Origin of the sequence: Thermanaeromonas toyohensis ToBE, assembly GCF_900176005.1 — a bacterium.
Classification (GTDB): Bacteria; Bacillota; DSM-521; order Neomoorellales; family Neomoorellaceae; genus Thermanaeromonas; species Thermanaeromonas toyohensis.
This window is the reverse complement of record NZ_LT838272.1, coordinates 1,053,913-1,069,002: the sequence shown is the minus strand read 5'-3', so window position 1 is coordinate 1,069,002 and position 15,090 is coordinate 1,053,913. Positions and strand designations below refer to the sequence as shown.

The 15,090-nt window shown below is 49.2% G+C and carries 17 protein-coding genes; all 17 read right to left on the bottom strand.

Going from position 1 to position 15,090, the window contains the following annotated elements:
• Window positions 1–3: 3 nt before the first annotated feature.
• Window positions 4–438: a cell division protein SepF gene (locus tag B9A14_RS05235; RefSeq protein WP_084664523.1), complete on the bottom strand. Its 435-nt coding sequence runs from the start codon at window positions 436–438 to the stop codon at window positions 4–6.
• Between the two features lie 15 nt (window positions 439–453).
• On the bottom strand, window positions 454–1,146 hold the full coding sequence (locus B9A14_RS05230) for a YggS family pyridoxal phosphate-dependent enzyme (protein ID WP_084664522.1): 693 nt from the start codon (window positions 1,144–1,146) through the stop codon (window positions 454–456).
• Window positions 1,147–1,217: 71 nt separating this feature from the next.
• Entirely contained in the window at window positions 1,218–2,135 is a 918-nt protein-coding gene (locus B9A14_RS05225) for a biotin/lipoyl attachment domain-containing protein (RefSeq protein WP_084664521.1), read from the bottom strand.
• Window positions 2,132–2,938, bottom strand: a complete 807-nt coding sequence (gene pgeF / locus B9A14_RS05220) for a peptidoglycan editing factor PgeF (protein WP_172839044.1) — start codon at window positions 2,936–2,938, stop codon at window positions 2,132–2,134. The genes B9A14_RS05225 and pgeF overlap by 4 nt, the downstream gene beginning before the upstream one ends.
• A 120-nt stretch (window positions 2,939–3,058) precedes the next feature.
• Window positions 3,059–3,337: a YlmC/YmxH family sporulation protein gene (locus tag B9A14_RS05215; RefSeq protein WP_084664519.1), complete on the bottom strand. Its 279-nt coding sequence runs from the start codon at window positions 3,335–3,337 to the stop codon at window positions 3,059–3,061.
• Window positions 3,338–3,402: 65 nt separating this feature from the next.
• Window positions 3,403–3,942, bottom strand: coding sequence for a stage II sporulation protein R (spoIIR, locus tag B9A14_RS05210; RefSeq protein ID WP_231967944.1), 540 nt, complete (start codon window positions 3,940–3,942; stop codon window positions 3,403–3,405).
• Window positions 3,943–4,065: 123 nt separating this feature from the next.
• A complete protein-coding gene (gene sigG / locus B9A14_RS05205; RefSeq protein WP_084664517.1) occupies window positions 4,066–4,839 on the bottom strand; it encodes an RNA polymerase sporulation sigma factor SigG in 774 nt (257 codons plus the stop codon).
• Window positions 4,840–4,923: 84 nt separating this feature from the next.
• Entirely contained in the window at window positions 4,924–5,649 is a 726-nt protein-coding gene (gene sigE / locus B9A14_RS05200) for an RNA polymerase sporulation sigma factor SigE (protein WP_084664516.1), read from the bottom strand.
• A 19-nt stretch (window positions 5,650–5,668) separates the two neighbouring features.
• Window positions 5,669–6,589, bottom strand: coding sequence for a sigma-E processing peptidase SpoIIGA (gene spoIIGA, locus B9A14_RS05195; protein ID WP_084664515.1), 921 nt, complete (start codon window positions 6,587–6,589; stop codon window positions 5,669–5,671).
• 198 nt (window positions 6,590–6,787) lie between these two features.
• A complete protein-coding gene (gene ftsZ, locus B9A14_RS05190) occupies window positions 6,788–7,852 on the bottom strand; it encodes a cell division protein FtsZ (RefSeq protein ID WP_084664514.1) in 1,065 nt (354 codons plus the stop codon).
• Between the two features lie 26 nt (window positions 7,853–7,878).
• A complete protein-coding gene (gene ftsA / locus B9A14_RS05185) occupies window positions 7,879–9,123 on the bottom strand; it encodes a cell division protein FtsA (RefSeq protein WP_422938461.1) in 1,245 nt (414 codons plus the stop codon).
• A 64-nt stretch (window positions 9,124–9,187) separates the two neighbouring features.
• Window positions 9,188–9,517 carry a small basic family protein gene (locus tag B9A14_RS05180; RefSeq protein ID WP_084664512.1) on the bottom strand — a complete coding sequence of 110 codons (330 nt, stop codon included), beginning with the start codon at window positions 9,515–9,517 and terminating at the stop codon, window positions 9,188–9,190.
• Window positions 9,518–9,524: 7 nt separating this feature from the next.
• Window positions 9,525–10,256: a cell division protein FtsQ/DivIB gene (locus tag B9A14_RS05175; RefSeq protein ID WP_157109781.1), complete on the bottom strand. Its 732-nt coding sequence runs from the start codon at window positions 10,254–10,256 to the stop codon at window positions 9,525–9,527.
• A 49-nt stretch (window positions 10,257–10,305) separates the two neighbouring features.
• Complete coding sequence (gene murA / locus B9A14_RS05170) at window positions 10,306–11,562, bottom strand: UDP-N-acetylglucosamine 1-carboxyvinyltransferase (RefSeq protein WP_084664510.1); 1,257 nt, start codon at window positions 11,560–11,562, stop codon at window positions 10,306–10,308.
• 17 nt (window positions 11,563–11,579) lie between these two features.
• Window positions 11,580–12,494 (bottom strand): UDP-N-acetylmuramate dehydrogenase, encoded by a 915-nt coding sequence (gene murB / locus B9A14_RS05165; RefSeq protein WP_084664509.1) that lies wholly within the window; start codon window positions 12,492–12,494, stop codon window positions 11,580–11,582.
• A gap of 13 nt (window positions 12,495–12,507) precedes the next feature.
• The gene (murC, locus tag B9A14_RS05160) at window positions 12,508–13,971 is read right to left on the bottom strand and encodes a UDP-N-acetylmuramate--L-alanine ligase (protein ID WP_231967940.1); all 1,464 of its coding nucleotides are present in this window, start codon (window positions 13,969–13,971) and stop codon (window positions 12,508–12,510) included.
• Entirely contained in the window at window positions 13,968–15,089 is a 1,122-nt protein-coding gene (gene murG / locus B9A14_RS05155) for an undecaprenyldiphospho-muramoylpentapeptide beta-N-acetylglucosaminyltransferase (protein ID WP_084664508.1), read from the bottom strand. The genes murC and murG overlap by 4 nt, the downstream gene beginning before the upstream one ends.
• Window position 15,090: the final 1 nt, after the last annotated feature.

Genomic DNA, 15,090 nt, shown 5'->3' with positions numbered 1-15,090 from the left:
ACCTTATCTTCTTCCCCCAGAAGAATTTATATCCCAGAAGAGAGGTCCACTGGTGGATTTAAGCTCTTGGTCGCCGCTTAAGTCGATGTTGCTAGGTGTAAAAAGGAAGATACCGTGGCTGACTTTGCGTACTTGACCGCCCAGGGCAAAGGCAGCCCCACTCAAAAAATCCACCAGGCGCCGCGCCTCTTCAGGATTCATCTTCTCCAGGTTAACTATTACCGGCCGGTAGTTTTTGAGATTTTCGGCTAGGGCAGCCCCCTGCTCATATGATTGAGGCTGCACTACTACCAGGCGCATCGCTCCCCGGGCGGTAGGTAACCCTACCACCTTACCTGGCTTGGGTAAAGGGGGGACTTCTACTGGAGGGGCCTCCCTTTCCTCTTCCTCCGGCTCATAACCCAGCCAATTAAGCAAAGTTTCCCATATTTTGCCCATGTTTCTCCTTACCTCCTATTCCCGCGGACCAAAAATGGCCGTACCTATGCGCACCATATTAGCTCCTTCTTCAATGGCTACTTCGAAATCATTGCTCATACCCATAGACAAGTACCGCATCTCTACTCTGGGTAACCGTAGGGCTTCTACCTCCTTAGCCAGTTCCCGTAAACGCCTGAAAACAGGTCTTACTTCTTCTGGATCATCGACCAAGGGAGCTACCGTCATTAAGCCCAGGATGCGCAAGTGCTCAAACCCCACCGCTTCCTTCAGGAAAGAGGGGACCTGTTCCACCAGAAGTCCGAACTTGGTACTTTCCTGGGCCACATTGACTTCCACTAAAACGTTGACCTCTCCTCCAGCGCTTCCTGCCCGCTTGTCCAGTTCACGGGCTAGTTCTAGACTGTCCAAAGAATGGATAAGTTTCACCCTATTCCAGACATATTTGACCTTATTACGCTGTAGGTGCCCTATAAGATGCCAGTTGATTTCTAAGTCGGCCAGGAGGGGCTGTTTTTTTAGTAGCTCCTGCACACGGTTTTCCCCTAAATCCTTTAATCCCAAGGCTACGGCTTCCCTTATGAGTTCTGGTGGAACTGTTTTAGTAACAGCTACCAGGGTTATTTCTTCGAGACTACGCCCTACTTTACTTGCCGCCCGAGCTATGCGTTCTAGGACTTGTTCTATATTCTCTTTAAGTCCAGACACGCCCTCCCTCCTTTCCCTAAAATTTCTTCTACAACTCTACCTGGGAATCCTGCCGCATACTTTGAGTTTCCTTACAACCAGCGCGTCCAGAAAGGGTTGATGACTACTTCTACGTTAGGGTTTACACCTTTTACGCTCATTTTATCCCCTACCATACCCACTACTTGCACTTCCTGGAAACGTACTTCCCTTCCTGATAATACATAAACCCCTTTAGAGCCATCCGGGAGGGTAACTAGAGCTTGTCGCGGTAGGATAAATCCTGGATAGCGCTCTACCACTGCTTCTAGCTCCACCAGGCGTTTGTCTAACCATTCGTTACCCCAGTTATCTAGGCGTAAAACCAGTACTGCGCGGTTATCCACCATGTAAAGGTTAGCCACTTTAAGCTTTAGCCTATCTTCCTGGCCAGGCCAAAGCAAACTCACCTGCTTTTGAAGCTTCCACTCTGGGGGTACCTCGTCCACTACAATATATAAAAAGAGGGGATGCAGGTTGTTAACTAGGCGGATTAAGGGCTCACCAGCCTGCACTGTTTCTCCAGGGCTAAATTGGGTGGCTTTTGAGGTTAAAGAAAAAATATTATGGTAGGACATTTTTTCCCATATACCCGGCCGAAGGACATTTTCCAGGCCATCAGGGTGGTAGCACACCTGGCCGGCGAAGGGGGCTGTAATGCTTCTAATCCCTGTATCTCCACTTGCTACACCGGCGAGCTTAATTTGGGCTATGGTTCCACCTGCGGCCACCCTTTCGGCCTCGGGTACCACCCGCTTCAAAATTCCTCCTGCTGGTGCAGTAAGAACGATCTCTTCCCGGATAACTAACGCTTTAAGGTGGGTAGTTTTCTCCAATGAGCCAGGGAGCGGTCGCTCAGTAGAAAGAGCCCGCCAGGCGACCAGCTTAACTAGTCCTAACCCTCCCTGATAGATCATAACACTTAAAAAAGCCAACCCAACAAGGGCAGGGAAAAGTCGGCGAATTTTCATTCACCGTCTGGCCTCCAGCTAAAGAGGGCAGCGAGGCGGCCAGTACGCCCGCCAAAGCGGCGATAAGAAAAGAAAAGATCAGGATGGCAGGCGGTACAAAATCCCGCCAAGGCTACCCTTTCTGGAAGTAACCCTACTTCTAAGAGAGTCAACCGATTGGCTTCCCAAAGATTAAGGCGAAGCCGCCCACCTTCCCCAGACTTTAAAATCTTCCCCGCCCATGGTAAACCCTTAAAACTTTCCGCCACTTCCGGTCCTACTTCGTAACAGCATGGCCCTATAGAAGGACCAATAACCGCCCAACAATCTTCCCCTTTAGACCCGAAGACCTCGCTCATGCGTTCTACAGCCCGGGCCGCCACTTGGTGGGCGGTACCCTTCCACCCTGCATGTACTAGTCCAATGACCCGCCTTTTAATATCCATCAAATACACCGGGACACAATCCGCAAAAAAGGCTGCCAGCACTAAATTTCTTTCCCCGGTGATGAGGGCATCTACTCCCTTTAAACTTGTGTCCGGCTCCTGCGCACCGCTTCCAGCCTGCTGCCCATGGACCACTGCTACTTTTGCGCTGTGGACCTGTTCTCCTACCACCCACCTTTCCAAAGGAAGACCAGTAACTTCTGCTAAAAGCCTGCGGTTGGCTAAAACCTTATCGTATTCATCACCTACATGGAAACCTAAATTGAGGGCCCTGTATGCTCCTTCGCTCCAGCCCCCTTGACGGGTGCTAAAAATAGCTTTAACTGGAGCTTGCCCTTCCAAGAAAGATACACGGAAAAAAGGTACGGGGCCCTCCACGAGCTCTAAAACGGCCAGGGCCGATCACCTCTGGAGTTATTATATAATACTAATTTCTAATGCGAAAGGCCGGGTTTTCACCCGGCCTTAAATCTTAAGCAGCAAAAACGGGCCTCATTTTTACTCAACCTTAAGTTTTTTAAGATGCTGGGGAGATAACACACTAGGATTCTCTACTAAAATGACATCTATGCCTACTTTTACCACTTTCTCCCAAGGAATTACCAGGTCCTCATTATGGCCAAAGAAAAATAGAAACTTACCTCCTTGGCCTGGCAAAATGAGGGCTTTAATCTTTCCTTCCACTACGTCCAACTCTACATCTTTAATAAGACCTAGCCTACGGCCATCCACCACATTGATGACATCCCTCTGGCGGAGTTCAGAGATTCTAATCACCCCCGCCACCCCCGAAACTCAAAAATCCCCTCACTTTAACATCATTATATGCAGGAAGAAGCGGTTTACCACCAGAGGGAAGCCAGGCGCTGGGTAGAAGCCCGCAAAACTTCTAGGATTTTAAAACGTAACTCTACGGGTGTGTTAGGTAAGCTATCTTCAGGCCAGGCCATGACCTCATGACTTAGCCTGCCTTCCGCTACGTCTACTAGGCAAAGGGGCGGAAAAAGGATACACCACCAGTTTTCTCCCTTTCCCTCACCTATTATTAGACGTAGAGCTTCATACTCACCCGCAGGCAAGACCCACCGGCCATAGGAACGGGTGGGAAAATTAAAATCACCCAGTTGAACCCGTACAGAGTAGGGATATCCTTCCTTCTTAATCTGCGCCTCCGCAACTTTAGCCAGGCTAGCCAGATTTCCAGCCAACCACCTACGAGCTTCTTCTACCTCCTGTACCTCTACTAGCCTTTTCCTCGCTTCCTGTATAATAGCGTCACGTACCTTAAGCTTGAGTTCCTGGTCTTTAAGGGTATCGCTATTAGCAATGACGTGAAGTCGGATAAGGGTATTAGGTCGGGTAGTACGAAAAGATAAAGGCATGTTTCTATTTAAGAAAATTGCTGCAGTTAAAGTTGCCAGTATTATGAAAACTATTGACCATAACAAAAGGCGGCCTCTGGGGGCCTTCACTCTTTTCCTCCCTCCTGCCTTTTCCTGTTTGATTTAAATATATTTACGCATATGGTTTAAGGCTGCCTTTTCCAAGCGGGAAACCTGGGCCTGGGAAATACCTATCTCCTCGGCTACTTCCATTTGGGTTTTCCCTTCAAAAAAGCGAAGGGAAAGGATAAGCCTTTCTCTTTCGCTCAATTTATTTAGCGCTTCCCTCACAGCGATGCTTTCTAACCAATTAGTGTCATGGTTTTTCTCATCCCCTATTTGATCCATGACGTAGATAGGATCTCCGCCATCATGATAAATGGGTTCAAAAAGGGAAACCGGTTCCTGGATGGCATCCAAAGCCAAGATCACTTCTTCTGGGGGAAGATTGATCTCCTGGGCAATCTCACCCACCGAAGGCTCCCGGGCATACTTGTTTACTAAGGCATCCCTAGCCTGGAGGGCCCGGTAAGCTACGTCTCTTAAAGATCGACTTACACGAATGGGATTATTATCCCTCAGATATCGCCGGATCTCTCCAATAATCATGGGTACTGCATAAGTAGAAAACTTGACGTTCTGTTCTAAATCAAAATTATCAATAGCCTTCATAAGGCCAATACACCCCACTTGAAACAGATCGTCTACAAATTCCCCCCGGTTGGTAAAGCGCTGAATCACGCTTAAAACCAACCTAAGATTCCCTTGGATAAGTTTCTCCCGGGCACCAGAATCACCAGCTCGCATCCGCTTAAAAAGCTCACGCATTTCCTCATTGGTGAGCAGGGGAAGCTTGGAGGTATTTACCCCGCAGATCTCTACTTTGTTAATCATCATGGGCGCAAAACCTCCGTCCCCACAGAGTAGGCAGTTACATTATTACCACCCTAACAGTTTTTTATACGAAAATAAAAAACCCGCTTATTCCATGCGGGCTATTTCTCGTCGTAACCGTTTAATTATCCTTTTTTCTAATCGTGATATATAAGATTGCGAGATACCCAAAATATCGGCTACTTCTTTCTGTGTCTTCTCTACCCCGTCCACCAGGCCGAAGCGGAATTCCATAATTTTCCGTTCCCGGGGAGTAAGTTTATGCATGGCCGCATGCAAAAGTCTTCGGTCCATCTCCTCCTCGATGGATTTGTAAATTATATCATTATCTGTACCTAAAACGTCGGATAAGAGCAATTCATTACCATCCCAATCGATATTTAAAGGTTCATCAAAGGATACCTCCACCCTGGTCTTGTTATTTCGCCTAAGGTGCATGAGAATCTCATTTTCTATACAGCGGGAGGCATAAGTGGCGAGCTTAATACGCTTCTTGGGATCAAAGGTATTTACCGCTTTGATGAGCCCGATGGTGCCTATGGACACCAGATCTTCTATCCCTACCCCAGTATTTTCGAATTTGCGGGCAATATACACTACTAAACGCAGGTTGCGTTCGATGAGTGTAGTTTTAACACCCAAGTCCCCCTTTTCCAGGCGGCTCAACAGATTGTTTTCCTCATCACTGGTAAGGGGCGGGGGTAAGGCTTCGCTGCTAGTTACATAGAAGATTTCTTGCAACCAGCGGAGGGTAGCCAGGAGTTTGCTTAAATTTACCCTTAAAATTAAAGCCCACCGGTTCCAATAGCCCATAAACCATACCCCCTTAAAATCATACCCTAGTTTCTACTTGCAAAAGATCGGGATGTAATAAGGCACGGTAATTACCGCCCGGAGCCAGCCGTTCCCAACATAACCCTACTACTACGTCGGTCACTTTGATTAATCTTTCCTCCCAAAAAATAACAACTTCGTCTGGTTTAAAGCCCAGGAGCAATCCACCTGTACGTCCTAAAGAATGAAAGGGTATGACGCGCACCTTGGTAGCCCAGGCTGTACCCGCTAGGGAAGCTATGATCTTCCCTAGTTCTGGTTCCTCGCCAGTCCGCACCTTTAACCGGATCTCCTCGGGAAGGATAGATTGCAAAGCCTGGTACTCAACTACAATTACGGGACGGCCAGTAAGGGGATCCCGCAAGTTATTACCAGTATCCACCAGAGCCTTAAGGGCTAGCCTTTTCCCATTAAACCCGATTACTATGGGTAGCTGGAGCAAGGCTTGCCAGAAGTTCCTTTTGATAAGGGCGCTTCCCCAGTTAACTAAGAAAACAGCTGTTAAAGCAGCCAAGGCTAACCAGGCAGAAGGAAGGGGATGGGTGATGATGCCCCTACCCGCTAGGACCGGAGTTACCAAGAAGTTATTACTTAAGTATAAACCGCCGACTACAGCCCCACCCATAATGAAGGATACCAGGTAAAAACAGCCTAGGGCCTGTAATAGTTTCTGCCAACTTAAAGGATAAAAGGCTAGCAGCAACATAACCAAAGAGAAAAGGATTTTGACTGCCAACCACAGCCAGGGCTCCTTGTGGGGAGAAAAAAGGGTTAAAGCATAGGCCGAACCTAAGGTAGCCCCGGCCAATAAACGCCACCCGTTACTAGTTACTTGGGCTAGCTTAGCCGTAGCCCACAGAATAATATAATCCATTATCAGGTTAACGAGGAGGACCATGTCCAGGTAGATTACTTGCACCCCCGCCACGGCCCCTCTCTAACTTGTAGCACTAATTATTACCATGATATGAGGCAACTGGGATTTTAAGACCAGCTTTCCATCTCCATTATATAGCAGTGTGTAGGAAAAAAATGTCAGGTAGTGACACCTTCCAAAAAATAAAAGGCTGCTCACCGCAGCCCTGAATTTGCCAAAAAACACGTGTAAGGGCATTTACTAGCGTCTTCTTAAAAAAGCGGGTATATCTAAATCTTCAAGGTTGAAGCTTTTTACCTCCATATCCCTGGCGGCCGCTACCTGCTTGACCGCGGTATCCCGCCGCTGGCCCTCAAAACCGGTGGCTATAACAGTCACCCTCACCTCATCCTTAAGGTTCTCATCGATGACTGCCCCGAAGATAATATTAGCCTCCGGATCGGCTACTGAAGCGATAATTTCCGCCGCCTCATTCACTTCAAACAGGCCCAAATTTGGCCCCCCTGTAATGTTAAGGAGGACGCCCCGGGCACCTTCGATGGAAGTCTCCAAAAGGGGGCTGGAGATGGCCATCTTGGCCGCTTCCACCGCTCGTTTTTCGCCCGTAGCTCGTCCTATACCCATTAAGGCGGAACCGGCATCGCTCATGATGGTCTTCACATCAGCAAAGTCTAGGTTTATTAGACCCGGAACCGTAATAAGATCGGAGATACCTTGCACCCCCTGGCGTAGCACATCGTCCGCGATGCGGAAAGCTTCGGTGATGGATGTCTGCTTGTCCACGACCTGCAAAAGCCGGTCGTTGGGGATAATGATCAAGGTATCTACCTTAGTCCTAAGCTCGGCAATCCCATTTTCGGCTTGAAGGGCCCGGCGACGCCCCTCAAAGCTAAAGGGACGTGTTACCACACCTACGGTTAAAGCTCCTACTTCTTTAGCGATCTGGGCTATAACTGGCGCAGCTCCAGTTCCTGTACCACCGCCCATCCCAGCAGTAATGAAAACCATGTCAGCCCCTTGCAACCGTTGAGCCAGCTCTTCCCTACTCTCCTCGGCTGCTTTCTTCCCTATTTCTGGGTTGGCTCCAGCGCCAAGGCCTTTCGTTAGTTTAGCTCCGATCTGGATCTTCTGTTCCGCTTGGCATAAACGCAGAGCCTGGGCATCAGTATTAATACTAATAAACTCTACTCCCTTAAGACCCGCCGCTATCATCCGATTGACAGCGTTACTGCCACCCCCGCCTACTCCCACCACCTTTATTACTGCAAACTGGTGATTGAGTTCCCCATCTTCAAATTCCAACAATTTGCCTACCCCCTTCTTCCCCTGGGTTATTGAAATAGTTCCTTTAACCATAGCCTAAAGTAACCCCAGAGGTTCCCCCAGAACCCTTCTTTACTAACTGCAACTTGAGCTTTAGATATATGTTTAACTGCATATATTACCAATCCCACAGCAGTGGCGTAACCCGGGCTGGCTACCATATCTGCCAGGCCTCCCAGACGGCTCGGGGCCCCGATCCTGACCGGGAGTTCCAGTATCTCTCCCGCCAATTGGGCGATACCTGGTAATAATGCCCCCCCACCCGTCAAGACCACACCCCCGGGAAGCAAGCCTTTGAAATCTGCCCGCCCGATTTCCCGGCGAACTAGGCTCAATATCTCCTCCACCCGAGGTTCTATAATACTGGCCAGCATCTTTTGAGAGACAGTATGTGTTCCCTCCCCTCCCACGTTAGGTACCTGAAATAGTTCGTTATCTGGTACCGCGCTGGCTGGTACCCGCCCCCACTCCTTTTTTAGCCTTTCAGCCTGGTTGATGGGGGTGCGTAAGCCTACTGCTATATCACTAGTAATATGCTCTCCACCTACGGGCAGGACAGAGGCAAACCACAAGCCACCCTGGGCAACAATAGCTATTTCCGTAGTACCCCCACCAAGGTCGACCACTACCGCCCCCAGTTCCTTTTCAGCCGGCTGTAACACGGCCTCTGCTGAAGCCAGGGGATTAAGCACGAGCTCTTGTACTTCTATTCCAGCCCTCTGCACGCTTTTAACTAAATTTTGGACTGCAGCTCCGGCTGCTGTTATAATGTGGGTTTCTACTTCTAGCCGGGAACCCGTCATCCCTACTGGATCAATTATTCCGCTATAGCCATCTACAATGTACTGACGAGGAAGTACATGGATGATCTGACGCTCGGCAGCTAAAGGAATTATCTTAGCTGCCTGCAGCACCCTTTCCACGTCTTCTATTCCTATTTCCCTGTTTTCACCTGTGACGGCCACTATCCCCCGGTTATTTATGGATTCGATATGGGGTCCTGTGATCCCTACAAAGGCTCTCTGCAGGCGATAACCGGCCATCCGCTCAGCCGTATCCACAGCTTTAGCTATAGCTTGAGCGGTATGCTCGATATCTACAATAATGCCCCTCCGGAGGCCTCCTGAAGGAACTTCACCTAGACCTATGACATTGAGGTGTCCCCCTGCCTCAACCTCAGCGGCTATGGCCACTACTTTAGTACTCCCGATATCCAAGCCCAGCACTACTTCACCCTTGGGCAAGTTTGGCACCTCCGGAGTTTTAAAAAGGAAATTCAACATAATCCCGGGTTTTCCCTTTTGACTTTTAGTAAATTTATCGTTTTAAAAGATGGCGACGGATGATGCCTAAGTTTTGAAAAAGTCGGGCTCCGAAAACAAAAACAGCAGCTAAATATAGCTCCACCCCCAGCTGGTCACCTATGTAAGCCAGGAAAGCAGCCAGCAAAGTATTAGCAAAGAAACCAGAAAGGAAAATAATGTGGTCAAAATTATTTTCTAAAGTAGCCCGTAACCCCCCAAATACAGAATCCAAGGCAGCCAGTACGGCAACCGACATGTATTTAGCATAGGCTATAGGGATTTTAACTGGGATGAGCAGGCCTACCAGTATCCCTATCATCAGCCCTAACAAGGGTAACCACATATCGCCCTCACCTTTTCTGGCGCAATTTTATAACTGGTGGTCCATTAAAGCTTACATCTATATACTCTAATAGCCCTAACTGATTTGTGTCCTTTAATACCCCCTGTAATCGTTCCCACTTATCTTCTACTGAAGTAGCATCGCCAAATTTCACTTTAATCCTTTCTGGCAAATAAAGCAACAGGTTTTCCGGATCAGAAGCTTGGATTTCTTCTATTTCTTCTCGAGCCTGGGGAGGAAGTGCCTTTAACACATCTAGAGCTACCTCAAGCCGCAGGTCTTCCAACTTAGTCCCCGGTCCCACTTGACCCTTAACCTGAACTCCAGAAATAAGGGGAAGCTTCTTTGAGGTTATATGGCTTATACTCTCCATAATATATCCCCCACCATCGAGAACCCAAAATATTCCCGGTCCTGGAAGAAGGGCTAGTGGCTCTCTTTCGTGCACATAAATTACTAAGGTATGGGGCCATTTACGTTTTACACTCACTGTTTCTAACAAGGGGTGGTTCTTAAGGCGAGCAACTACCCCTTTAGTATCTATGCGCCAGAGGTTAGTACCTACTTCCAATCCTGTAAGGCGGTAAATCTCTTCTACCGGGACTCTCCGGTTACCCTCTACCTCCACCCTTTGCAGGCTGAAAAAGTCAGAGTGGAGGAAAAAAAAGAAAGAAGTGCAGCACAAAATAAATATCAATAACCGGCGGAGGCGATGGCGTTTCCTCTTATTTACTGCCATTATAGCAAAAGGGCTGAACTTGTCCAAGGTGCTACTAAAAAAAGGAAATTTATTCTGATTTCTCCCGCCATAACTTGGCTCCCAAAGATTGTAGTTTGTTTTCCAGCCTTTCGTAGCCACGGTCTAAATGGTGCACTCCTTCCACAGAGGTTAAACCTTCGGCCATTAGTCCAGCGATCACCAAGGCTGCTGCACCCCTTAAATCCCGGGCTTCTACTAGGGCACCACTTAAAGTAGATACCCCAGTAACGATAGCAATTCTTCCTTCTATTTTAATATCGGCACCCATTCTCTTAAGTTCGGCTGCGTGGTGAAAGCGGTTTTCAAAAATGCTTTCGATAATAATTCCAGTCCCTTGAGCTGTGGTCATCAAGGCCATAATCTGGGGCTGCATATCAGTAGGAAAACCGGGATAAGGGAGTGTCTTACAATCCACCGCTTGTAAGCGTTTCTTTGCTTCCAGGTAGATGCCATTCTTTTCCTCTCTAATGTATGCTCCCATCTCTCGGAGTTTAGCTAATACAGCAGCCAGATGTTCGACCTGGGCTCCCCTTACGTAAAGCCTCCCCCTAGTTCCTGCCGCAGCCACCAGGTAAGTTCCGGCCTCGATACGGTCAGGGATGATACGGTGCCTAGCTCCCCGGAGTTCTGGCACACCTTCTATTCTGATAACATCCTGACCTGCTCCTTGCACCTTAGCCCCCATTTTGTTAAGAAAATTTTGTAAGTCAACAATTTCGGGTTCCCGCGCTACATTCCGCAGGATAGTTACTCCTTCAGCCAGAACCGCCGCCATCATAAGGTTTTCGGTGGCTCCTACACTAGGGAAATCTAAATGAATATCAGCTCCATATAACCGGGGTGCCGTAGCTTCAATAAATCCCTGGGCTTCCCGGATAGTGGCCCCCATAGCTATAAACCCCTTAAGGTGCAGATCCAGGGGACGCGACCCTATAGCGCAACCACCTGGATAAGCTACACGAAAGCGGTGCCACCGGCTAAGAAGGGGGCCCATTATGAGGTTTGAGGCCCTTAGCCGTCTAGTTAAATCGGGCTGTATCTCCCTCTCCTGGGCTAAAGAAGGGTCGATATAAAGGGTATCTCCTTCCTTTTTAATCTTAACTCCCAATGTTTTTATAACTTCTCCCATCACTTTCACATCAATTAAATCCGGGACACCTTCCAGGCAACAGGGATGCCGGGTTAACAAAGTGGCTGCCATGATGGGGAGAATGGCGTTCTTGGCCCCGCTAACCTTTATTTCTCCTTCCAAGGGATAACCTCCTACAATCTTTAAACATTCCACGGCCTTTCCCTCCCCTTTTAGGGGCCTTCTCCCCAAGTTTCAATTTCTAGCTCAAGATATATACCAAAGCGCCTGAACACCGCTTCCCGGATCCTCTCCACTAAAGCTAGAACATCAGAGGCTGTAGCCTTTCCGCGGTTGATAATGAAATTGGCATGGGTGGTAGAAACTTCAGCATCCCCCTGGCGCCAGCCCTTGGCTCCTGCCTGCTCTATCAGCCATCCGGCAGCGTAACCCGGAGGGTTTTTAAAGATACACCCGGCATTAGGCCAAGCCAGGGGCTGTTTCCGACGGCGCAAGGCTAATCTCTCTGCTATTAGTCTAGCAATCTCTTTAGGATCCCCAGGTTTCAAAGCCAACTCTACGGTTACTATTACCAGGCCGGAACCTTTAAGCCGGCTCTCACGGTATCCAAATCCCAGCTCACTACTCTCTAGGAATAGAAATCGCCCTTCTTTATCCAAAACCTCCACCTTTAAGATTACTTCTCCCAGGAACCCATCTGGTGTTCCAGCATTCATTACTGTAGCCCCGCCTAATGTAGCTGGGATACCGGTGGCAAATTCTAGACCGGAAAGGCCAGCTTTCTGGGCTACAGAAAGAACTCTAGCTAGCGAAGCCCCGGCTTCTGCCCGTATACTTAAATCTTCTACCCGTATGCGGGACAATTTGGTGGTTTTTATTACTAAGCCTCGGACCCCCCTTTCCCGTACCAAAAGGTTGGACCCTTTACCCATAATGTGCAAAGGTACTCCCTTTTGGCGGCTAAACTCTAAACAAGCCTCCAGGTCCGCGCGGCTTATAGGCAAGACCAGGAGATCGGCTGGCCCGCCGATGCGGAAAGTGGTATGTCGGGACAGGGGCTCATCTATCAATACCTGGCCCATGATATAACGCTGTAGCTCCGCGCCCAAGGAACTAAGATCGTTCATATCGCCTAACCTTTTATCCCTCCACCCGAGCCCCGCTCCCCGCCTCAAGATACCGGGCCAGCTCTTCTCCAATCTCGTAGACGTCCCCAGCGCCCAAAGTGAGAACTAGATCCCCTGGCCGGATATTTTTTCTTAAAAACTCTAAAGTAGCCGTTCCTGAAGGTAGATAGTGTACGGCGGGATGCCCAGCTTCTTCTAAAGCCTGCACTATGAGCCGAGCATGCACACCCGGCAAAGGTTTCTCCCCTGCAGGATATATATCATTGATAATCACCATATCTGCTCCCTGTAAGGCGCGAGCCAATTCGCGATGTAAATAAAAGGTACGCGTATACCGGTGAGGTTGGAAGATGGCCACAATGCGTTTAGCTCTTACCTGACGGGCAGCCGCTAAGGTAGCCCGGATTTCGGTGGGATGATGGGCATAATCATCTACCACCCAGATATCCCCAGCATCCTGTAAAATCTGGAACCTCCGTTCCACCCCCCGGAAGGTAGCTAGAGCATCCTGGATAGCCAGCCAGGGTACTTCTAACCGGTGCGCCACAGCTATGGCAGCCAGGGCGTTAAGGACGTTGTGCATTCCAGGAACTTTAAGCTCTAGCTCTCCTAGTAATTTCCCATGACCATAAATTTTACTCTGGCTACCCAGGCCCTTAAGCTTAACATCCCGGGCCTGGTAATGGGCATCGCTACGGAAACCATAGGTTATTATTGTTCTTTTTACCTCTGGAATTAATCTCCATAGGAGAGCATCCTCCAGGCAGAGAACCGCTGCTCCCCCAGGCCTTACTCTATGCAAGAAATCCCGGAAAGCCTCTACAATACCCTCTAAGGTACCGTAATGATCCAGGTGATCATCCTCAATGTTGGTGGCTACTGCTATTTCTGGATTGAGCCATAAAAAAGAACCGTCGCTTTCATCGGCTTCTGCTACAAAAAAGGGCGAATTCCCCAGGCGGGCATTGCTGCCCAGTCCCGGGACATACCCACCTATCACCGCTGTGGGATCGAGGCCCCCCTGCCATAGGATAAGGCTGATCATGGCCGAAGTAGTCGTCTTCCCGTGGGCTCCTGCCACCGCTATACCCCTGTGAGGGAACATAAGCTCGGCCAATAATTTCCCCCTTTTAATTATCTCTAATCCTCGCCTTTCCGCTTCTTTCACCTCCGGGTTTTCAGGGGAAATGGCCGAGGAAACTACCACCCGCCGAACTAGAGGACCGATATGGCTGGCGTGATGCCCTTGGTAAATTATCGCACCCCTCTCTTCAAGGAGTTCCGTATATTTGTTTTTCTTTATATCGGAACCCGAAACCGGGTGGCCTGAAGCCAGGAGTAACTGCGCCAACCCGCTCATGCCCACCCCGCCGATACCAACAAAATGGGTCCAGCCTTTTAGCGACAAGCTGTCATCTCCTTTCCCCCCATCAGCAGCCTCTCTACTCATCTGTATGATATGCCGAGCTAAAGTCAAGGGTGACGCTCCTCTGCCAACGCCAGTATCTTAGTCACAATCTTCTCCAAGGCATCTGGCCGGCCTAAACGAGCGCTAGCTTGGGCCATTCTTTTAAGTTTTTCCGGGTCAGCTAAAAGGCTCTCTACTGTCCGCAGGAGTTTTCCCGTTGTTAACTCACTATCGCGTACGATTATGGCTGCCCCTTGTTTAGCTACCGCGCGGGCGTTATATTCCTGATGATTGCTGGCTGCATAAGGATACGGTATAAGAATAGTAGGCAGGCCCCTTACTAGCACTTCCGCTAGGAAAGAGGCTCCAGCTCGGCCTATCACCAAATCAGCTGCTGCCAAGGCTATATGTATATCGTGTAGATAAGGTACAATGGTAATATTTCCATTTTTGTCCAATTGTATCCCCCATTCCTCTGCTTGGGCCTTTAAACGTTCATAATCCTGACGACCAGCCACATGGAGTATCTTAAGGGAGGGTTGTCCCTGATAGGCCCGGAAAAGGGAAAGCGCAGCTTGATTCAAGCTTCGGGCACCCTGGCTTCCTCCTACGATCAGGATAAAAAATTGGTCCGGCTTAAGATTTAGTTCTGCTCTAGCTTTCCCTCGGTCAGCTGATATGATCTCGGGCCGTACCGGAAGGCCAGTAGTAATTAACTCTACCCGCGACGGGAAATATTTTTTAGCCTCCGGGAAGGTCAGGCAAACCGTCCGGGCCACTCTGGCCAACCAGCGGTTAGTAAGGCCAGGGAAGGCATTTTGTTCATGGAGAATAATTGGAATCCGAAGGGCAGCAGCCACTACACATACTGGAGCACATACATAGCCCCCCGTACCCACCACTACCTGAGGTTGGAAGCAGCGCAATAACTTATAGGCTTCCCAGATCCCCCGACCTAACCGAGCTAGAGCTTGAAAGTTTTTCCAAAGGCGCCTTCTTTCTAACCCCTGGACTGTTATAGTGGCTAGAGGCAGCCCTGCTCTAGTAACTACCTCGGCCTCTAGTCCTCGATGGGTGCCTATATATAAAACCTCTATGCCCGGTCGGGCCTTAAGTAGGCCCTGGGCAATGGCCAAGGCCGGATAGACATGCCCTCCGGTACCCCCACCAGTAACTACTACCCGCAAG